Below are 19,635 nucleotides of genomic sequence, written 5' to 3' on the forward strand. Positions count from 1 at the left end.
GAGTCCCCATGGCTCAGCCGCGCCGCCTTCATACCTGTGACGGCCCGCCTCGTGGATGAGCGGATGCCGCGGCCCGCGGCATCCGCTCCCCTCCCGTCAGCGCGCCGTGCGCCATGCGTCCGCCGTCAGCGGGCCGCGAGCCACTCCTCGAGCGTCAGCGGGTCGATGCGCGCCTCGCCCACCGGCACGAGGCTCGTCTCATCGACTGCGCGCCCGAAGTAGCCCGCCGTCGCATCGACGCGCACCGGGAGGGCGTCGCCGTCGGCGTCGAGCACCCGCCGGAGGAACTCGCCGAGCGGCGCGCGCTCGGGTCCGGCCACCTCGACGCTCCCCGCCGCGGGTGCCACCGCGACTTCGGCGACCACGCGCGCGACGGCCGCCGCCGCGACCGGCTGCAGCAGCGTCGGCGCCACGCGCACCTCGCCGTCGACCGTGCTGCCGTCGGCGATGTCGCGCAGGAACTCGAAGAACTGCGTCGCGCGGACGATGGTCGCGGGCACCCCGCCGCCGGCGATCAGCCTCTCCTGCGCGACCTTGCCCGCGAGGTAGCCGCGGGCACCGGGGTCACGGTCGACGCCGACGACCGACAGCGCCACATGATGCCCGACCCCCGCCTTCTTCTCGGCATCGAGCACATGCGTGGTCGCGGTGGCGAAGAAGGCGACGGCCGCCTCTTCGGAGAAGTCGCGCGGATTGGTAGTGTCGACGACCGCGTCGGCCCCCGCGAAGGCCTCGTCGAGCCCGACCCCCGTGACGCCGTCGACGCCGGTCGACGGCGAGGCGGCGACCACCTCGTGCCCGCGTTCGCGCAGCAGGGCCACCACCTGCGCGCCGATGTTGCCCGTTCCGCCCAGCACCACGATCTTCATGTCGCTCCAAACTCGGATGAATGTTGTCCGAGTTTAATCTACTCGGACAACCGCTATCCGAGTCAAGTAGCATTCCGGACGTGAGGATGTCGGGCGGAGTCGAGTGGGCCGTGCATTGCTGCGTGGCGCTCACCGAGGTGGGGCGGCCGGTTCCCGCCGCGACCCTGGCGCGCCTGCACGACGTCTCGATGTCGTACCTCGCCAAGCAGATGCAGGCGCTCGCGCGGGCCGGGCTCGTGCGCTCGGTGCAGGGCAAGTCCGGCGGCTACGTGCTCACCCGGGCTGCCGACCTGATCTCGGTGCTCGACATCGTGATCGCCATCGAGGGACCCGAGCCGCAGTTCGTCTGCACCGAGATCCGGCAGCGGGGCCCGCTCGCCGCCTCACCCGAGGAGTGCCTGCGCGCGTGCGCGATCCACCGCACGATGCTCGCGGCCGAGCAGGCGTGGCGCGAGTCGCTGCGCGGCGTCACCGTCGCGGACCTCGCCGCCACCGTCGACCGCGAGTCGAGCCCCGAGGTGCTCCCCGCGATCCGCGCCTGGCTCATCGCGCCGTCGGACTAGCTTCCGACGGACGACGGATGCCGCGACCCGGCGCGCTGCCGCGACGCCCGCGCCCCACGTACGTCCGGGATCAGGCCTCAGTGCCCTGGGCGATGCCGGCGCGCTCGCGCCAGCTGCGCGCGGTCACGCGGTCGAGCGCCACCTGCCGCCGCAGCGCGTCGGCCTTCTCGTACAGCGACGGATCGCCGTAGCTCGTCAGCACCTTCACGAGCACCGGCAGCAGCTCGATCATGAAGAACAGTCCGGCAATCAGCCAGTGCGCCCAGGCGAGCGTCGGCTCGCGCTCCGAGAGCCGTTCCAGTCCGCTGATCTGGCTCAGCAGGCCCACCGCCCCGGCGTTGCCGCTCGCGATCTCGGCCGCCCGGGCGTCGTAGGCCGCGAGCGCGGCCTGGTACTGCTCGCGGGCCCCAGGCAGCTCGTCCTCGGCCTGCTGCTTGTTCTGCGCCTCCGAGGCGCTCGCCTCCGCGGTGCCCGCGGCCTGGGCCGCCGCGAGGTCGGCCTGGGCGGCGGTCAGCTGCGAGTTGAGGTCGTCGTACGCCGCCTGCGCGGCGGCGAGCTGGTCCTGCGCGGCGCCCGAGCTCGCGCCCTCGCCCGCCACGCCGCTGCAGCCGGGCACCTCGCCGGCACCCTGGCCGGTGAGCTCGCACTGGTAGATCGCACGGGCCTGGTCGATCACGGCCTGCTGCGCCGCGAGCTTCGCGGTGAGGTCGTCGACGGTCTGCTGCGCCGACGCGGCCGAGGCCGACGTGGTGTCGGCACCCGCCACGACGCCGCTCGCCGCCTGGCTCTCGAGTGCCGCAACACGCTCACTCGCGGCATCCAGCGCCTGCTTCTCGGGTCCGCTCGTCACGGCGTCCTGATCGGACTGCGCCTGGGAGATGTTCGTCGCGTTGACCTCGCGCGCGATGTCGTTGTGGAAGATCTGCAGCACGAGGGGCTCGGCCACGACGATGCCGATCACCGCCGCCATGATCACACGCGGGATCGCCAGCCCGATGAGGCGGCCGACGCTGTGGGTCGACCGCATCGTCGAGGTGAGGAAGCGGTCGAGGTTGAAGATGATGAGCGCCCACACGACCGCCAGGGGCAGCGCCCCCCACATCACGATGCGCACGCCCGTGGTGAGCGCGAAGTACATCGAGATGGCCGAGATCAGGGCGGTGCCGGCGATCACGAAGAACATCTGCACGAAGCGGGGCGTCTCGGTCGGCACCTCGTCGAGCACCGAGCCGTCGGCGCCGCCCAGGATCGCGAGCCTGCGCCAGCCCGAGCCCCGCGCGCGGCGCCGCTTCGCGCGCTTCGCCCGGACGGGAGGGACGGATGCCTCGGCCACCGCCGGCTCTTCCGCCACCGGCTCGTCTGTCACCGGCGCGGTCGCCGCGGGCTCGTCGACCGCGCCCCACTCGCCGATCGTCGCCTGCTCGGCCGTGGCTACGGGCTCGGCGACCGCGACGGGCTGGGTCGGATTCATCGCGAGGGCGTCCTCGAGCAGGTCGCGGGTCACCGGGAACGGGTCCTCGGGCCCCTCGTCATCCGCGCGCACGTCGCTCGGCTCGCCCGCGGCCTGCTGGGCGCGCACGTCGTCGAGGTACAGATCCTCGGTCTGTTCGCCGTCGGTCTCGAACTCGATCCGGCCGTCGGAGCCGAACCGGCCCGGCCGGTGCGCAGAGTAGGAAGACACCCCGAAACCCTAGACAGGTCAACCTGTGCGGCAGGTGCATGAGAGGCGTGTGAGAAACGGATGCCGCGGGCCGCGGCATCCGTCATCTCAGTCCTCGAGCGGGGTGACGGCGGCGACCGCCTCGTCCTCCTCGGTCGCGACGAGCTGGCCGCACGCGCCGTCGATCTCCTTGCCGCGGGTGTCGCGGAGGGTCGTCGGGATGCCGGCGTCGTTGAGGCGGCGCACGAACTCGTTCTGCACGGCGACCTCGGACGCGGTCCAGATCGAGCCGGGCGTCGGGTTCAGCGGGATCGGGTTCACGTGCACCCAGCCGCGGCCGCGGGCGTTGAGCTTCTCGGCGAGCAGGTCGGCGCGCCAGCCGTGGTCGTTCATGTCTTTGATGAGCGCATACTCGATCGAGACGCGGCGGCCGGTCTTGTCGAAGTACGCCCGAGCCGCATCGAGGGCCTCGTCGACCTTCCAGCGGGAGTTCACGGGAATGAGCTCGTCGCGCAGCTTGTCGTCGGGAGCGTGCAGCGAGAGCGCGAACGTGACGGGCACGTCTTCGTTCGCGAGCTTCGTGATCGCGGGCACGAGGCCCACCGTCGAGACCGTGATGCCGCGCGCGCTCATGCCGAGGCCGTGCTGCTTGTCGGTCATGACGCGGACGGCCTGCATGACGCGCGCATAGTTCGCGAGCGGCTCGCCCATGCCCATGAACACGATGTTCGACACGCGCTCGGCCGAGTGGTCGCCCTTCTTCTTACCGCCCAGGCCGCCCTCGGCGATGAGGCGGTTGGCCCGCACGACCTGCTCGACGATCTCGGCAGCAGACATGTTGCGGGTGAGGCCCGCCTGGCCGGTCGCGCAGAACGGGCAGTTCATGCCGCAGCCGGCCTGCGACGAGACGCACAGCGTGATGCGACCGGGGTAGCGCATGAGCACCGACTCGACGAGGGCGCCGTCGTGCAGCTTCCAGAGGAACTTGATGGTGTCGCCGCGGTCGGTCTCGAGCCGGCGCACCTCGGTGAGGAGGGGCGGGAGCATGCCGTGCACGAACTCCTCCCGCCCGTCGGCGGGCAGGTCGGTCATGTCGGCCGCGTTGTGGGTGAAGTGCTGGAAGTAGTGCTTCTCCAGCTGCTTCGCACGGAAGCCGGGAAGCCCGAGCTCCTTGACCTTCTCCACCCGCTGCTCGGGGGTGAGATCGGCCAGGTGCACGGGCGGTTTGCCGCGCTTCGGACTGGCGAACTGGAGGAGGGGCCGGCCCTCGGCATCCTTCTTCTGCGTCCATCCCTCGGTCGCCGGACGCACCTGGCGGGGTTTCGTGGCGCGCACGGGCGACTCGGTCATGCGTTCCAGGGTACGCGGGGACGCTGGACGGATGCCGATGCCCCCGCCGCCGTGGGTCGTGGTCCGTCGCCCGCCGGCTTAGGTCGTGGGCCGTCGCCCGTGGTCCGCGGGCCGTGCGCCGTGGTCCGTGGTCCGCGGTCCGGCGTGCCGAAACGAGGGCGGATGCCGAAACGAGGGGCCCGAACGACGCAACCCCCCTCGTCCCGGCACATTCCCTCGTCTCGGCGCGCGCCAACCCCGAGCCGAGGGTGAGGCCCCGGCCCGGGAGTCAAGCCCGTGGGGGCGACCGGGTGTGCGGACTAGCGTGGCCGCGTGAGCGACGAGACCGACGTGATGATCCGGCCGATCGAGCCCCGGGACGCGGGCGAGGTGATGACGCTGCAGCGGGCCGCGTTCGTGCAGGAGGCGCTGATCTACGGCAGCCCCGAGATGCCCCCGCTCACGCAGACGCTCGAGGAGGTCGAGTCGGAGCTCCAGCAGAACCTCGGTGTCGTCGCGCTCGACGACGCCCGCATGATCGGCGCGCTGCGCGCGCGGGTGGACGGCGACCTGCTGCTCGTCGGCCGCATCGCGATCGCGCCCGACCGCGCAGGCGAAGGCATCGGCAGTGCGCTCCTCGAGGCGGTGGAGCGGCGCGGCGCCGACGCCGGCGCGACCGAGGCCGAGCTGTTCACGGGATCGCTCAGCGAGGCGAACCTCCGCCTGTACGAACGCCTCGGCTATCGCGAGACGCAGCGCGTGCCCGGCGACGACGGCACCGCGCAGGTGTTCCTGCGCAAGCGGCTCGCCGTCGGGGCCCCGGAGTAGGCTCGCGGGGTGGTCCCCGTCGAGAACCTTCTCGCCTTCACGCTCGCCGCCGTCGTGCTGATCGTGATCCCGGGCCCGAGCGTGCTCTTCACGATCGGGCGGGCGCTGGCTCTGGGCCGCATCGGCGGGCTGCTGAGCGTGCTCGGCAACGCCCTCGGCCTGCTGCCGGTCATCGGGCTCGTCGCCCTGGGGGTCGGCGGCATCGTCGCGCAGTCGATCGTGCTCTTCACGATCGTCAAGGTCGCCGGCGCCGTCTACCTCATGTACCTCGGCGTGCAGGCGATCCGCCATCGCCACCGCGCCGCAGCCGAGGCGAACGGCGGCGCGGCTCCCCGGTCGGCGTGGCGCCAGCTCGGCGAGGGGTTCGTCGTCGGCATCACCAACCCCAAGACGATCGCGTTCTTCGTCGCGGTGCTCCCCCAGTTCGTCGACCTGAACGCGGGCATGGTGCCGCTGCAGATGGTCGTGCTGGGACTCGTGTTCTTCGTGATCGCCCTCATCTCCGACGCGATCTGGGCGCTCATCGCCGCGAGCGCCCGCACCTGGTTCGGCCGCTCGCCGAGGCGCATCGCCACGCTCTCGGCGACCGGCGGCGGGCTCATGATCGGACTCGGCGGCATCCTCCTCTTCACCGGGAACAAGCACTGATGACACCTCCGCGGCGACGCATCATCTTCCTCGATGTCGACGGCACGATCCTCGAGCACGGCGCGCACGTCGCACCGTCCACCGGCGACGCGATCCGCGCGGTGCGGGCCGCAGGACACCTCGTGTATCTCAGCACCGGCCGCTCGGCCTCCGACATCCATCCGGCCGTCGCCGAGATCGGTTTCGACGGTGCCGTGACGAATTCCGGAGCACTCGTGACGTCGGACGGCGAGGTGGTCGTCGATCGCCCGCTCTCGCCGGAGGCGACGGACCGGATGCTGGCCGCCCTGCGGGGTCGCGGCATCCGCTACTTCCTCCAGACCCGTGACGGCGTCTACGCGAGCGACGACATGGCCGAGCTCATGCGCGACTACGCCGCGGCGCTCGAGGCGCGCGAGGCGGCGGGCGAGGAGGTGCGCCCCGAGGACTCGCTGGTCGGGCTCGCGCAGCGCACGTTCCCCCGCGCCGACGACGCCGACCTCACGCGCGTCGACAAGGCGGTGTTCGTGAGCGACCACGAGGGCGGGCTCGAGGAGCTCCGCGCCGACCTCGGCGACGAGTTCCTCATCGTGCCGGGCAGCATGCCGCTGCCCGGCGGCTCGAACGGCGAGATCAACGAGCGCGACACGACCAAGGGCTCGGCCATCGAGCTGCTGCTTGCGCACCTGGGCATCGACGCCGCCGACGCCATCGCGGTCGGCGACAGCTGGAACGACATCGAGATGTTCGAGGTCTGCGGCGTCTCGGTGGCGATGGGCAACGCGCGCCCCGAGCTGAAGGCGCTCGCCGACTTCGTCACGACCGACGTCCTCGACGACGGCATCGCGCACGCGTTCCGCCGGCTCGGCCTCATCTGAACCGACCGCGGGGCGACGGATGCCGCGTCCCGGCGCAGCAGCCGGGCGCGTGTCGTCAGCGCTCGGCGCCGGAGACCTCGGCGCCGAGGTTCACGAGGTTGCCGGCGGGGTCGCGCACCTGCGCGACGCGCTCGCCCCAGGGCATGTCGGCGGGCGGCTGGATCGGATGCCCGCCGGCCGCCACCCACGCCGCGTACGCGCGGTCGACGTCGTCGACGTAGAACCACAGCGCGATGCGCTCCCCCGCACCCGGAGGCGTCGCGTCGTCATCGCGGCCGATGCCGAGCGCGACGCCGTCGATCTCGAGCGAGACGTACGCGTCGGCCCCGTGCTCGTCGGGGAACCGGTAGACGACGGCGCCGCCGAGCGCTCGCTCGTAGAACCGCACGAGCTCCGGCAGCTCGCGGGTCAGGAGGATCGGGAACAGGCTCCGCACCGCCATGCGCCCCACCCTACGTCCGTGCCGGGCGGCGAGACAGGGGATCCGCGCCGAACCCGAGGGCGACGGCCCCGGGTTCAGCCGAAGCCCTAGGTCTCGCCGAAACCCCCGATCCGCCGCCGGGGTTCGCCGCCCGCCGGGGGTCCGCCGTCGGGGGTCCGCCGTCGGGGGGGGCGCCGCCCAGCATCCCGCCGAGACAGGGGATCCGCGCCGAAACCAAGGGCGACGGCCTCGAGTTCCGCCGAAACCCCAGGTCTCGCCGAAACCCCCGATCCGCCGCCGGGGGTCGCCGCCCGCCGGGGGTCCGCCGTCGGGGGGGGCGCCGCCCAGCATCCCACCGAGACAGGGGATCCGCGCCGAAACCGAGGGCGACGGCCTCGAGTTCAGCCGAAACCCTAGGTCTCGCCGAAACCCCCGATCCGCCGCCGGGGATCGCCGCCCGCCGGGGCCGCCGCCCAGCATCCCGCCGAGACAGGGGATCCGCGCCGAACTCAGGATCCGCCGCCGCCGGGGCCGCCGCCCAGCATCCCGCCGAGACAGGGGATCCGCGCCGACACCGCGGGCGACGGCCTCGGGTTCAGCCGAAACCCTAGGTCTCGCCGAAACCCCTGATCCGCCGTCGGGGATTGCCGCCCTCCTGGGCCGCCGCCCAGCATCCCGCCGAGACAGGGGATCCGCGCCGAAACCGAGGGCGACGGCCTCGGGTTCGGCCGAAACCCTAGGTCTCGGTGAAGCCCGGGGCCCGCCGCCCAGCATCCCGCCGAGACAGGGGATCCTCGCCGAAACCGGGGGCGAGGGCCTCGGGTTCGGCCGAAACCCCCGGTCTCGCCGAAACAGGGGCCCGACGCCCGGGCCGCGCTGGGCCTCAGTCCAGGAAGATGTCGGGGAAGAGCGCCTCGTCAGGGGTGCCCGGCACCGCGGCGTAGCCGGAGAAGTCGGTCACGCCGGCGGCCTCGAGCACGTCCTCCACGATCAGCGTCTGGCCGGTGTACTCGCGCGACGGCTTCGTGAGGATCTCGTACGCCGCGTCGGCGTAGATCTCGGGCGTGCGGCTCACCTTCATCATGCGGTCGCCGCCGAGGGCGAACTGCACCGCGGCAGTGGCGATCGTGGTGCGCGGCCACAGCGTGTTGGCGGCGATGCCGGCGTCGGCGAACTCCGCGGCGAGGCCGAGCGTCGCCATCGTCATGCCGTACTTCGCGAGCGTGTAGCCGGTGTGCGCTCCGAGCCACTTCGGCGACAGGTTGAGCGGCGGCGAGAGCGACAGGATGTGCGGGTTCGCGGCATCCTTCAGCATCGGCACGGCGGCGCGCGAGAGCATGAAGGTGCCGCGCACGTTGACGTCCTGCATCAGGTCGTACTTCTTCGCGTCGAGGTCGAGCGAGCGCGACAGGTCGATGACCGAGGCGTTGTTGACCACGATGTCGATGCCGCCGAACTCGCCCTGCGTCTTGAGCACAGCCTCGGTCACGTCGTCGTCGTTGCGCACGTCGCCGACGATCGGCAGGGCGTTGCCACCGGCCTCGCGGATCTGCTCCGCCGCCGAGTGCACGGTCCCCTCGAGCTTGGGGTGCGGGGTGTCGGTCTTCGCGAGCAGCGCGATGTTGGCGCCGTCGCGCGCAGCGCGCAGTGCGATGGCCAGTCCGATGCCACGGCTGCCGCCCGACATCAGGATCGTCTTGCCGGCGAGAGGCGCGGCATCCGTCGATTCGGTCACTGTCTTCCTCCGTTGTTGATGTCCCGATTTCCCGGGTTCGTGTCCCGATTTCTGCTGTTCACGGGGCCCGGAACAGCAGAAAGTGGGACATGCATTGCTTCTGCCCGGCCGGGGCGGGCCGGGGCGGGTGGGGCGGGCGGGTCGGGAAGGGTCGGGGTATGGGGGCGGGCGGGGCGCGATGGGGGGTCAGGAACGGGACTTGGCGGATGGTTTCGGTACGGCGCTGGCGCGCCTACTCAACCCGGCGGCCGCGCTGAGCGAAGGCGGCGACGCGGGCCTTCGCCTCGTCGGTGTCGAAGCGGGCGCCGATCGAGGCTGCTTCGTCGTCGAGGTTGTCGGCGAACGAGCGGCCCGCGCCCGAGCGGACCAGCCGCTTCGCCTGCCCGAACGCACCGGTGGCGTTGTCGAGCCAGAACCGGGCGACCGCCTCGGCGCGGGAGGCCACATCGGCGGCGGGCACCACCTCGGTCACGAGGCCCCAGTCGAGGGCCGTCGCGGCGTCGATCGTGAGGTCCTGCAGCAGCAGCTGCAGCGCCCGGCGCTGGCCGACCGCGGCGGGCAGCAGCGTCGAGACGCCGAGGTCGGGGGTCAGACCGATGTTGGCGTACTTGCTCACGAACTTCGCCTGGTCGGCGGCCACGATGTAGTCGGCGGTGAGCATGAGGCCGAGCCCGCCGCCGGCGACCGCTCCCTGGACGGCCGCGACGATGGGCTTGTCGGACTCCGCGAACGTGCGGATGCCGTCGTGGATCGTGTGCGCCGCCCCGGTGACGTCGGCACCCGACGCCCCCGACGTCGCCATCTCGAACACGTCGCCGCCCGCGCAGAAGGCCGGGCCTGCGGCATCCAGGACGATCGCCCCGACCGTGTCGTCGGAGGTGAGCTCGTGCGCGACGTTGCGCCAGCGGCGCCCCATCTCGAAGCCCATCGCGTTGAGGAACGCGGGGCGGTTGAAGGTCACGCGCGCGAGGGCGCCGTCGCGGGTGACGAGGATCGATTCGCTCATGCGTTCTCCTTACTTCGGTGCCATCCGGATCGCACCGTCGAGGCGGATGGTCTCTCCGTTGAGGTAGCCGTTGTCGACGATCGACATCACCAGGCGCGCGTACTCGTCGGGCTTGCCGAGGCGCTGCGGGTAGGGAACCTGCTCGCCGAGCGAGTCCTGGGCCGCCTGCGGCAGGCCCATGAGCATCGGCGTCTCCATGATGCCCGGGGCGATCGTGACGACGCGGATCCCGTAGCGCGCGAGCTCGCGCGCGATGGGGAGGGTCATCGCGTGCACGCCGCCCTTCGAGGCGGCGTACGCCGGCTGGCCGATCTGCCCGTCGAACGCGGCGACGCTCGCGGTGTTGACGATGACGCCGCGGTCGCCGTCGGCGGTGGGCTCGGTCTTCGCGATGAGGGCTGAGGCCTGCGAGATGACGTTGTAGGTGCCGATGAGGTTGACGCGGATGATCCGCTCGAAGCCCTCCAGCGGCGACGGGTTGCCCTCGCGGTCGAGCACCTTGGCGGGCGGGGCGATCCCGGCGCAGTTCACCACGACACGCAGCGGACCGGATGCCGCGGCCACCGCGGCAGCGGCCGCCACCTGCTCCGGGTCGGTGACGTCGGCCGGCGCGAACGATCCGCCGAGCTCTGCGGCGACGTCGGCGCCGGCGGAGGTGGGCAGATCCACGATCGTGACCGCCGCGCCCGCGGCGGCCAGGCGCCGGGCCGTGGCCAGGCCCAGTCCGCTCGCACCGCCGGTGACGAGCGCGGCAGCGTCGGTGATCTCCATGGATTCTCCTTCGAAGTCCGGATGCGAAACCGCGTATCAGCATACGCGGGACTGAGTACCAGCACGTCGCCGCGGAGCACGACCAGGCTAGCCGCGCGCCGCCGGCGGGTCACTCCGCCATGAGAGGCCGGGTCCGCACGAGCGCAGAGATCCGGTCGAGGAGCTCCGCCGGGCGGTTGAGCAGCACGCGCGCCTCGGCCCGCGCCACGAGGTACTCGAGCAGGCTCGCGGTCGCACGCACCTCGCGCGGGCGGTAGCCCGACAGGTAGTGCTGCGTGACGTTCCATTCCACGACGGCGCCGTCGTTGCCCGCGATGCGCACCGGGAAGGTCGGTGCCGCCTCGGGGTGATCGGTGAGCCCGCCGCCGAGAAGGCCCTCGAGCATCGGCCCGGCCCAGTCGACCATCGCCGGGTGGAGCCACCGGGTCGTCGACGGTTCCAGGGTGACGGCCCGGACGCCGTCCCAGCGGACGATCTCGCCGTGGCGATCACCCAGCCACCGCGTGAGTCCGTCGGGGGTCAGGCGGACGTGCCGGACGGCGGTGTCTCCGATCGCGAGGGCGGGGGCGTCGCCCTCGAGCGCCGTCATCGGACCTCGCCTGCGGGTGGCGCGCACGGTGGGCATGCCTCCATCCCATCACGCGGGGTGGTGTGCGAGCGGACGCGCGGCTTGGATGGGCTCATGCAGATCCGGGTGAAGCGCGTGTACGACGACCCGGCGCCGGACGACGGGTTCCGGGTGCTGGTGGACCGCCTGTGGCCGCGCGGCCTGTCGAAGGAGCGCGTCGCCCTCGGCCTGTGGGCGAAGGAGGTCGCGCCGTCCACCGACCTGCGGAAGGCGTTCCATCACGGCGGCATGGCGTGGCCCGCGTTCGAGGCTGCCTACCGCGCCGAGCTCGACGGCCCGGCGCGGAGCGCCGTGGCTTCGCTGCGAGCCGAGCTGGCGCCCCACCCCGTCGTCACGCTCCTGCACGCCGTGCACGACGAGACCCACAACCATGCGCTCCTCCTCCGGGAGGCGCTCCAGGCCTGAGGCCCGCGACGCACGCTGCCCTCCGCGCCGGCCTCGCCCTGCTCACCTGTCACGATCTGCCGCAGCGGCCGGCAATTCGCGACAGGCGAGCAGAAGGTCTCGGCCGAGCTCGGCGCTCGTGGGTCCGACCCCCGGGCAGGATGGACCCGTGTCGATCCCCGTCTCAGACGTCGCGGTCCCCGAACCGGTGCGCGCGCTCGCGCGCGGGGCGACCCTCACCCCGGTGTGGCGCAACGACTACGGCGGCGTGACCTTCGCGGCAGACGACGGCCGCTACATCAAGCACGGCCCGCGCAACGCCGAGTCGACGTTCGCCGGCGAGGCCGCGCGTCTCGCCTGGGCCGCGCCCTTCGCGCGCGTCCCCGTGGTGCTCGAGGTCGGCGGCGACGAGACCCATGAGTGGATGGCGACGGCGGCACTCCCCGGCTCGTCGGCCGTCGACCGGAGATGGATCACGGATGCCGCCACCGCCGTCCGCGCTGTCGGCGAGGGCCTGCGCGCCCTGCACGACACGCTGCCGGTCGACGCGTGCCCGTTCGACTGGGGCGTGCCCGGGCGGATCGCCAACGCGGCGGGACGCGGCATCCGGGTTCCCGATGCCCTGCGCGACCCGCCCCCGATCGACCGCCTCGTCGTGTGCCACGGCGACGCCTGCTGCCCCAACACCCTGGTCGGCGACGACGGTCGCTGGAGCGGGCACGTCGACCTCGGCACGCTCGGGGTCGCCGACCGCTGGGCCGACATCGCCGTGGCGTCGATGTCGACGGCGTGGAACTATGGCGAGGGATGGGAGGACGCCCTCATCGAGGCGTACGGGGTCGAGCCCGACCGCGAGCGCCTGTCGTACTACCGAGACCTCTGGAACGCGACATGACCGACATCACCGGCACGGTCTGCAAGATCGACGGTCACCCGAACCTCGTGATCCTGCGGCGCTTCCGCGCCCCGGCCGAAGAGGTGTGGCGCGAGCTGACCGCATCGGAGCGCCTCGAGCGCTGGATCGGGCGCTGGGAGGGCGATCCCTCGACGGGGCACGTCACTTTCTTCATGACGGCGGAGGGGGAGGATGCCGCGGCCGAGGAGTACACGATCCTCGAGTGCGACCCGCCCCGGCGCTTCGCCGGCGACACCTCGCAGGCGGGCGGCGCCTGGCACCTCTGGTTCGAGCTGGCGGAGGAGTCCCCCGGCGACACGGTGCTCACGTTCGGGCAGCGGCTGAACCCCGGTGAGGACGTCGGCACGATCGGTCCGGGGTGGGAGTACTACCTCGACCGGCTCGTCGCCGCGCAGGCCGGGGTGCCGGTCGACACCGTGGTGTGGAGCGACTACTTCCCCGCCCTGCAGCCCGGCTACGAGCGCCTCGTCGCCGCCGACTGACGCAGGGACTGCGCCGGTGCGAGGCGTTTCGTCTCGGTCGCTGGCGCTCCCTCGCTCAACGACCGGAGGCCCCGCCCCGGCTGGTCCCGCGAGCGCAGCGGAACGAAACGCACCCCTGCCCCGGTCGTTGAGCGAGCGCAGCGAGACGAAACGCGTCGCCCGGCCCGGGTCGTTGAGCGAGCGCAGCGAGACGAAACGCACGCCGCTGCCCCGGTCGTTGAGCGAGCGCAGCGAGACCAAACGCACGCCGCTGCCCCGGTCGTTGAGCGAGCGCAGCGAGACAGAACGCGTCCCACCCGGCGCGGGCGTCAGGACCAGACGAAGCGGAACGTGCCGGCGGCGACCGCCGCACCCAGCGCGGCGGCCATGATCGCCGCGCCGCCCAGCAACGCCAGCGCATCGCGCCCGTGCAGGCGCGAAGGGCGGGCCCAGGTGCGGCGGATCCCCGAGCCGAAGCCGCGCGCCTCCATCGCCATCGCGAGCTTGGTGCCGCGGCGCACCGCGAACACCAGCAGCACGAACGCCATGGAGAAGAACCGCCGCACGGCGCCGGTGTCGCCCACGCCGCGCGCGCGGCGCGCGAGGCCCATACTGCGCCAGTCGTCGAGGAAGAGCCCGAGCGTGCGGGTGCCCGCCAGCACCCCGAGGACGAACCGCGAGGGCAGCTTCGCGACCTGCGCGAGCGCGTCGGCCAGCTCGGTCGGGTCGGTGCGTCCGAAGAGGAGGATCGTCGGCAGACCGAGGGCGATGACGCGCAGGCACACCGCCACGGCGAGCACGATCGAGTCGTCGCTGATGGTGGCGTACCAGAACGACCAGTAGACGGTGCCGCCGGGCTCGGCGTACAGCAGCATGCTGACACCCGCGACCGGCGCGAAGACCAGGAGGGGCAGCATCCGCTTCAGCACTGTCATCCCGCCGAGGCCCGTGAGCGGGATGCAGGACAGCTGCAGCGCGATCGCCACGAGTGCGCTGGTCACGTCGATCGAGGCGAGGAGCGGCACCGACAGCAGCAGCGCGAGCACGATCTTCGTGACCGGGTTCACGCCGTCGAGCCACGCCGGTCGCGTGTCCGGCGTCGCGGCCGTCGTGGCCCCGGCGTCGAGGGCGGTCACGAGGCCGCTCCCCCGGGCACGGCGCCGAGGTCGATGCGGTGCCCGCCGAGGTGGCGCAGCACGTCCTCGTCGTGTGTCACGGCGACGACCGTCGTTCCCGCGGCGATCTCCGACTGCAGCAGCTGCACGAGCTCGACCCAGCCGCGGCGGTCCTGACCGAAGGTCGGCTCGTCGAGCACGATGACCGGCGGCGCGTCGGCCAGCACCGTCGCCACCGACAGCCGGCGCTTCTGCCCGCCCGACAGCGTGAAGGGGTTCGCGGCGGCCAGCGGCGCGAGGTGGAGGCGCTCGAGCAGCTCGTCCACGATCATGCCGACGGCCGTCGCGTCGACGCCGCGCGAACGGGGGCCGATCGCGAGCTCGTCGCGCACCGTCGACGCGAGGAACTGGTGCTCGGGCTCCTGGAAGACGGTGCCGATGCGGGTGAGCAGTTCGCGGGATGTCCAGCGCGACGGGCGACGGCCCGACTTCGCCGCGAGCTCCGGCGCCGCCCGCACCTCGCCGGCCGCCTCGGGAAGCAGTCCCGCGAGGGTGAGCGCGAGGGTCGACTTGCCGGCGCCGTTCGGCCCCGTCACCGCGGTGGCCGCGCCGCGCGGCACGCGGACGTCGAGCCCTGCCCGCACGACGGTGCGCCCGTCGCGCGAGATGGACAGAGCGGATGCCGCCACCGCCGCGTCCGCCTGCGCCGAGGCCGGAGGAAGCACGGGCAGGTCGACGGGGTGGCCGGGCACCCACACGCCGGCGGCGGCGAGCGCCGCGCCGTGGCGCGCGAACACCTGGGCCGGCGGCCCGTCGGCGAGCAGCCCGCCGTCCGCACCGACGACGAGGACGCGATCCATGAGGTCGGCCCAGACGGCGGTGCGGTGCTCGATCACGACGAGCGTCGCGCCGCTGTCGTCGAGCGCGCGCTCCACGCTCGCGCGCACCTCGGCGACGCCGGCCGGGTCGAGGTTCGCGGTCGGCTCGTCGAGGAGCAGCACGCCCGGCCGCATCGCGAGGACGCCGGCCAGCGCGAGCCGCTGCTTCTGGCCGCCCGAGAGCGCCTTGGTCGCGCGCGACAGCGGCACGTCGAGTCCGACCGCCTCGAGGGCCTCCGCCACGCGCGCCGGGATGTCGGCCGCGGGCACGCCGAGGTTCTCGCACCCGAACGCGACGTCGTCACCCACCTTCGACAGCACGACGCCGGCGTCGGGGTCCTGCAGCACGAGCCCGACGCGCCCGCGATGCGCCTCGGGACGTTCGCCGTCGACGAGCAGCGACCCGGTCTCGTCACCCTCGTCGGCGCCGCCGAGGAGCCCCGCCATGCCGGCCAAGAGCGTGGACTTGCCCGCGCCGGACGCGCCGAGCAGCAGCACGCGCTCGCCGGGCTCGATCGTGAACGACACGTCGCGCACCGCCGGTGCCCGCCGGCCCGCGTACCGCCAGCCCCACCCCGTCGCGGTGATGCGGGCGGGGCGGGCGGCCTTGCCCGCGGCACCGCGGGGCGCCGCGCCGGCGCGGGACAGCGCCGCGGATGTCATGTCACACCTCGCGTCGCGCTTCGCGTCCGGCCGCGAAGCGGTTGAGGGCGCCGGTCGCTGCGAGCGCGCGGACGGCGAGCCAGCCGACGACGCCGGCGAGGAGCGCACCCGAGGCCACGAGCGAGACGAGGTAGATCATGTTGAACTCGAGCGTCTTCAGGATGTTGGGCGAGCTGCCGTAGAACAGCTCGAACACCCACGCCCCGAGCGCGGCTCCGACGCCGGCGAGCATCGCGACCGGCAGCGTGAAGCGGCGGTACAGGAACAGTGCGAAGATCAGCTCGGCGCCGAGGCCCTGCACGAGGCCCGAGAGCAGCGTGGAGACCCCCCAGACGTTGCCGATGAGCATGGAGACGATCGCCGCGATCACCTCGACGAGAAGAGCGGCGCCGGGCTTGCGGATGACCAGACCGCCGATCACGCCGCCGATCAGCCAGATGCCGACGGCGAGGCCGCCGAGTCCGGGCGTCAGGCCGTCCATCGCGGTGAACCAGGCGTACCCGACGGTGTTCCAGGCCCAGAAGACGAGGCCGATCGCGACGCCGAGCACGGCGGCCACGACGATGTCGACGACGCGCCAGAGCAGGCTGCGCGGGCTTCGCGTAGGGGCCGCAGCGGGGGTGGTCGCGGACGTGGACGCGTGCATGTGAACTCCTCCCTGCGCCGGCATGATCCGGATCAGGTTCGACGGTCGAAGCGTGGGTCGCTTCCTCTCAGCCCGGCTCACCGGACTCCCGTGGTTGTGGCGATGAGTATACCGCCGGGGCGGCGAGGTATCTTGAGCGGGTGACACCGGAAGACGCCGATCCCCCTGCGCGGCGCGCGCGCAGGGCGCAGACCGGCGCCATCCCGACGCCGGATGCGGCCGAGAACGGCGTCCTCACGATCCCCGCGGCCGGGATGACCGGGGCGGCAGCGCCCGCCGCCGCACACCCCGGCACGAGCACCGCCCCCGGCGACGTGTCCGCGGTCGACGTGAGCACCGTGCCGCTCGGCGACACCCCGGGCGGCTCCGCGCCGACCGTGCCGCGGTTCGATCCCGCCCCCGACCCCACGCTCTCGATCGCCGCCGGCACCGCCTCGGCCGACGCGGCGCTCACGTCGTCCGCCGGCCTGGCCCGCGAGGCCGCGGCCGCAGCGGGCGCCCGCACGGCGCTCGCGTGGGTCGACGAGAGCGCCGTCCGCCACGGCGCCGCACCGGGTGACCTGACGGCCGCCGCCAGCCCGTACGTCGCAGTCGACGCCGATCTGCTCTCCGACGCGCCGCGCCGCTCGCCGCTGCGAGCCGGCGTCGTCGTGCCCACGCTCGTGCTCGCCGGGCTCTTCGCCGCCTACGCGGGCACGACGCTGCTGTGGCCCCTGCACGCCGTGGCGCCGACCGTGACCGCCCTCGAGGTGCAGCCGATCGCGGCACCCGCGGCGGCGCCGGTGTGGCCGGCCGAGGGCAGTGCCGCCGAGGGCGTCGGCGGCATCGCCGGCACGCTCGCCTCGACGGCGGACGCCGACTCGATCGCCAGCATCACCAAGGTCGTGACCGCGCTGGTCGTGCTCGACAAGATGCCGCTCGAGGTCGGTCAGCCGGGCCCCGAGTACCGCTTCACCTCTGCCGACCGCTCGCGCTACTGGCAGTACCGCAGCAACGGCGAATCGGCGCTGGACGTGCCGGTGAACGGCGTGCTCAGCCAGTACCAGATGCTCGAGGGCATGCTCATCGGCTCGGCCAACAACTACGCCGACCGGCTGGCGCAGACGATCTGGCCCTCGGATGCGGTCTTCGCCGCGGCCGCCCAATCCTGGCTCGCGTCGCACGGCGTCACCGGTATCGAGATCGTCGAGCCGACCGGGATGGACCCGCGCAACACCGCCACCCCCGAGGCGCTCGTCACGCTCGCGCAGAAGGCGCTGGCGAACCCCGTGATCGCCGAGATCGTCGCCAAGCCGTCGGTGAACCTGCCCGGCGCCGGGCTCGTCGAGAACACCAACGAGCTGCTCGCCGACCCGGGTGTGGTCGGCCTGAAGACCGGCACCCTCGACGAGTGGAACCTGCTGTCGGCGAAGGACGTCACGATCGGCGACACCCCGGTCCGCTTGTACGCGTCGGTGCTGGGGCAGCCCGACGACGACGCGCGGCTGGCCGCCTCCCGGGCGATCTACGCCCAGCTCGAGCAGGAGCTGCAGCTGAAGCCCTCCGTCACCGGCGACACCGTGGCGGGCACCGTCACGACGCGCTGGGGTGACGAGGTCGACATCGTGACGGCGGCCGATGCGTCGGTCATCCTCTGGAACGGCGGCATCGGCGCGATCACCACCTCGTACGACCTCGGCGACAGCCGCACGGCCGGCGACATCGTGGGCTCGCTCAGCGTCGACGGACCGCTCGACGATGCGGTCGTCGAACTGCGGCTGGCCGACGACATCCCCGACCCGTCACCGTGGTGGCGTCTGACCCACCCGCTCGACCTGTTCGGCCTCAACGACTGAGGCCCCGCGGTCACTCCGCTGACGGGTGGCCGACGACGCCCTTGCGCAGGAGCGCGTTGCCGTATTTGCGCGTCTCACCGGTGCGCACCACGAGATACGCCGCCTTCGCCACCTCGTAGTACTCGAAGCGGTCGATGAAGCGCGGCGCATCGGTGCGGGCCGCCGCCTGGAGCTCGCGCTGCACGTCGAGCACCTCGCCGTCGGCGGACGCCATGAGGTCGAGCGCGGGCGCGTCGTCCAGCGGCAGCACCGTCCGCACGGCGGCGACGACCTCGGGCGTCGTGGTGCCCGGCAGGTCGACGACGCGCGCGCCGATCGCCCACGCCGGGAAGTGCGCGTCGGCGATCACCACGGCGTCCGAGTGGCCCATGCGGTCGAGGTGCAGCAGCAGCTCGCCGGTCAGCAGCGGATGGATTCCCTCCAGCACGGTGTTCCCTTCGTCAGCGGATGAGTCCGTCGGCGGCCAGGTCGTCCCACAGCCCGGCGGGAAGATCGAGCGCCATGAGCTCCGCGTTGCGGCGCAGCTGCTCCGGCCGGCTGCCGCCCACGACCACCGAGCGCACGGCGGGGTCGCGCAGGGCGAACTGCACCGCGGCCGCGGGGAGCGGCACGTCGTGCGCACGGCACACCGCGACGAGTCGCTGCAGCCGCTCCCACAGCGGTTCCGGCATCCGTCCGTACTCGTACCGGTCGTCTCGCGACGGCTCGTCCTTCGCCAGCAGCCCGGAATTGAAGACGGATGCCGCGACCACGCCGGTGCCGCGCGCGTGGCACGCCGGCAGCACCTCGTCGGCGGCCGGCTGCTCGAGCAGGGTGTAGCGCCCGGCGATCATGATGAGGTCGAGGTCGGCGCCCTTCACCGCGGCGGCGAGCGCCTCGGCGGTCATCGCGCCGATCCCGATAGCGTCGACCGCCCCCTCGGCGCGGAGCTGCTCGAGCGCGGGGAAGCCCTCGCGCAGCGCGAGGGCGAGATCGTGGCGCTCGGGGTCGTGCAGGTAGAGGACGTCGACGCGGTCGAGTCCGAGCCGCTCGAGCGACTCGTGGAGGCTCGCGCGGATGCCCTCCGCCGAGAAGTCCCACTCGCGCCGCAGCGACGTGCGCACATGGAAGTCGGCCGCGAGGTCGAGCCCGCCGTCGTCGTCCGGGTTGGGACGCAGCAGCCGCCCTGCCTTGGTCGAGACGACGTACTCGTCGCGCGGCTTCGTGCGCAGGAACGCGCCCAGGCGGCGTTCCGACAGCCCCAGCCCGTAGTGCGGGGCGGTGTCGTAGTAGCGGATGCCGCTCTCCCAGGCGGCGTCGAGGATCGCCCAGGCCTGCTCGTCCGAGATCTCGCGGAAGAGGTTGCCGAGATTCGCGGCGCCGTAGCCGAGCCGCGTGAGGGCGGGCAGCTCGGGGCGGACCGCCGGCGCGGGATGCGGCATC

The 19,635-nt window shown here is 73.0% G+C and carries 21 protein-coding genes and 1 riboswitch; of the genes, 8 read left to right on the plus strand and 13 right to left on the minus strand.

Annotated elements, in window-relative coordinates; genetic code table 11:
* Positions 1–125: 125 nt before the first annotated feature.
* Positions 126–869, minus strand: coding sequence for an SDR family oxidoreductase (locus R8Z57_RS05020; protein WP_318352644.1), 744 nt, complete (start codon positions 867–869; stop codon positions 126–128).
* A gap of 86 nt (positions 870–955) precedes the next feature.
* Between R8Z57_RS05020 and R8Z57_RS05025 the strand changes: the two genes are divergently transcribed.
* Entirely contained in the window at positions 956–1,432 is a 477-nt protein-coding gene (locus tag R8Z57_RS05025; protein WP_318352730.1) for an Rrf2 family transcriptional regulator, read from the plus strand.
* A gap of 70 nt (positions 1,433–1,502) precedes the next feature.
* Here the strand turns inward: R8Z57_RS05025 and R8Z57_RS05030 are convergent, their stop codons facing one another.
* Both R8Z57_RS05030 and rlmN read right to left on the minus strand, forming a co-directional pair.
* Complete coding sequence (locus R8Z57_RS05030) at positions 1,503–3,113, minus strand: DUF4407 domain-containing protein (protein ID WP_318352645.1); 1,611 nt, start codon at positions 3,111–3,113, stop codon at positions 1,503–1,505.
* An 87-nt stretch (positions 3,114–3,200) separates the two neighbouring features.
* Entirely contained in the window at positions 3,201–4,442 is a 1,242-nt protein-coding gene (gene rlmN, locus R8Z57_RS05035; RefSeq protein WP_318352646.1) for a 23S rRNA (adenine(2503)-C(2))-methyltransferase RlmN, read from the minus strand.
* A 333-nt stretch (positions 4,443–4,775) separates the two neighbouring features.
* Between rlmN and R8Z57_RS05040 the strand changes: the two genes are divergently transcribed.
* From R8Z57_RS05040 to R8Z57_RS05050, 3 genes are read left to right on the plus strand one after another with little or no spacing between them, the layout of a single operon-like run.
* Positions 4,776–5,249, plus strand: coding sequence for a GNAT family N-acetyltransferase (locus R8Z57_RS05040; protein ID WP_318352731.1), 474 nt, complete (start codon positions 4,776–4,778; stop codon positions 5,247–5,249).
* A gap of 9 nt (positions 5,250–5,258) precedes the next feature.
* A complete protein-coding gene (locus R8Z57_RS05045; RefSeq protein WP_318352647.1) occupies positions 5,259–5,897 on the plus strand; it encodes a LysE family translocator in 639 nt (212 codons plus the stop codon).
* Entirely contained in the window at positions 5,897–6,754 is an 858-nt protein-coding gene (locus R8Z57_RS05050; RefSeq protein ID WP_318352648.1) for an HAD family hydrolase, read from the plus strand. Before R8Z57_RS05045 ends, R8Z57_RS05050 begins: the two co-directional genes overlap by 1 nt.
* 55 nt (positions 6,755–6,809) lie before the next feature.
* Here the strand turns inward: R8Z57_RS05050 and R8Z57_RS05055 are convergent, their stop codons facing one another.
* The 5 genes from R8Z57_RS05055 to R8Z57_RS05075 form a co-directional block, all read right to left on the minus strand.
* Positions 6,810–7,196, minus strand: a complete 387-nt coding sequence (locus R8Z57_RS05055) for a VOC family protein (protein WP_318352649.1) — start codon at positions 7,194–7,196, stop codon at positions 6,810–6,812.
* Positions 7,197–8,058: 862 nt separating this feature from the next.
* Positions 8,059–8,910, minus strand: a complete 852-nt coding sequence (locus tag R8Z57_RS05060) for an NAD(P)-dependent oxidoreductase (RefSeq protein WP_318352650.1) — start codon at positions 8,908–8,910, stop codon at positions 8,059–8,061.
* A gap of 232 nt (positions 8,911–9,142) precedes the next feature.
* Positions 9,143–9,916: an enoyl-CoA hydratase/isomerase family protein gene (locus R8Z57_RS05065; protein WP_318352651.1), complete on the minus strand. Its 774-nt coding sequence runs from the start codon at positions 9,914–9,916 to the stop codon at positions 9,143–9,145.
* A 9-nt stretch (positions 9,917–9,925) separates the two neighbouring features.
* Positions 9,926–10,687 (minus strand): SDR family NAD(P)-dependent oxidoreductase, encoded by a 762-nt coding sequence (locus R8Z57_RS05070; RefSeq protein WP_318352652.1) that lies wholly within the window; start codon positions 10,685–10,687, stop codon positions 9,926–9,928.
* Positions 10,688–10,796: 109 nt separating this feature from the next.
* A complete protein-coding gene (locus R8Z57_RS05075; RefSeq protein WP_318352653.1) occupies positions 10,797–11,312 on the minus strand; it encodes a hypothetical protein in 516 nt (171 codons plus the stop codon).
* 57 nt (positions 11,313–11,369) lie between these two features.
* Between R8Z57_RS05075 and R8Z57_RS05080 the strand changes: the two genes are divergently transcribed.
* The 3 genes from R8Z57_RS05080 to R8Z57_RS05090 all read left to right on the plus strand — a co-directional run bounded on the left by R8Z57_RS05080 (position 11,370) and on the right by R8Z57_RS05090 (position 13,097).
* Positions 11,370–11,720 (plus strand): DUF488 domain-containing protein, encoded by a 351-nt coding sequence (locus R8Z57_RS05080; protein ID WP_318352654.1) that lies wholly within the window; start codon positions 11,370–11,372, stop codon positions 11,718–11,720.
* Positions 11,721–11,868: 148 nt separating this feature from the next.
* Positions 11,869–12,594: an aminoglycoside 3'-phosphotransferase gene (locus R8Z57_RS05085; protein ID WP_318352655.1), complete on the plus strand. Its 726-nt coding sequence runs from the start codon at positions 11,869–11,871 to the stop codon at positions 12,592–12,594.
* On the plus strand, positions 12,591–13,097 hold the full coding sequence (locus R8Z57_RS05090; protein ID WP_318352656.1) for an SRPBCC domain-containing protein: 507 nt from the start codon (positions 12,591–12,593) through the stop codon (positions 13,095–13,097). Before R8Z57_RS05085 ends, R8Z57_RS05090 begins: the two co-directional genes overlap by 4 nt.
* Before the next feature lie 308 nt (positions 13,098–13,405).
* Here the strand turns inward: R8Z57_RS05090 and R8Z57_RS05095 are convergent, their stop codons facing one another.
* From R8Z57_RS05095 to R8Z57_RS05105, 3 genes are all read right to left on the minus strand, one after another.
* Complete coding sequence (locus R8Z57_RS05095) at positions 13,406–14,212, minus strand: energy-coupling factor transporter transmembrane component T (protein ID WP_318352657.1); 807 nt, start codon at positions 14,210–14,212, stop codon at positions 13,406–13,408.
* On the minus strand, positions 14,209–15,732 hold the full coding sequence (locus R8Z57_RS05100) for an ABC transporter ATP-binding protein (RefSeq protein ID WP_318352658.1): 1,524 nt from the start codon (positions 15,730–15,732) through the stop codon (positions 14,209–14,211). The genes R8Z57_RS05095 and R8Z57_RS05100 overlap by 4 nt, the downstream gene beginning before the upstream one ends.
* A 1-nt stretch (position 15,733) precedes the next feature.
* Positions 15,734–16,378 carry an ECF transporter S component gene (locus R8Z57_RS05105; RefSeq protein WP_318352659.1) on the minus strand — a complete coding sequence of 215 codons (645 nt, stop codon included), beginning with the start codon at positions 16,376–16,378 and terminating at the stop codon, positions 15,734–15,736.
* Positions 16,369–16,480, minus strand: a riboswitch (TPP riboswitch). It overlaps the preceding gene by 10 nt.
* Before the next feature lie 38 nt (positions 16,481–16,518).
* Here R8Z57_RS05105 and R8Z57_RS05110 point away from each other — a divergent pair.
* Positions 16,519–18,213 carry a D-alanyl-D-alanine carboxypeptidase gene (locus R8Z57_RS05110; RefSeq protein ID WP_318352660.1) on the plus strand — a complete coding sequence of 565 codons (1,695 nt, stop codon included), beginning with the start codon at positions 16,519–16,521 and terminating at the stop codon, positions 18,211–18,213.
* Between the two features lie 10 nt (positions 18,214–18,223).
* On the opposite strand, the gene R8Z57_RS05115 is transcribed toward R8Z57_RS05110, so the two are convergent.
* Positions 18,224–18,640: an RbsD/FucU family protein gene (locus tag R8Z57_RS05115; RefSeq protein WP_318352661.1), complete on the minus strand. Its 417-nt coding sequence runs from the start codon at positions 18,638–18,640 to the stop codon at positions 18,224–18,226.
* 13 nt (positions 18,641–18,653) lie between these two features.
* Positions 18,654–19,634, minus strand: a complete 981-nt coding sequence (locus tag R8Z57_RS05120) for an aldo/keto reductase (RefSeq protein ID WP_318352732.1) — start codon at positions 19,632–19,634, stop codon at positions 18,654–18,656.
* Position 19,635: the final 1 nt, after the last annotated feature.

Source organism: Microbacterium sp. M3 (assembly GCF_033548675.1).
In the GTDB taxonomy this organism is placed as follows: Bacteria; Actinomycetota; Actinomycetes; order Actinomycetales; family Microbacteriaceae; genus Microbacterium; species Microbacterium arthrosphaerae.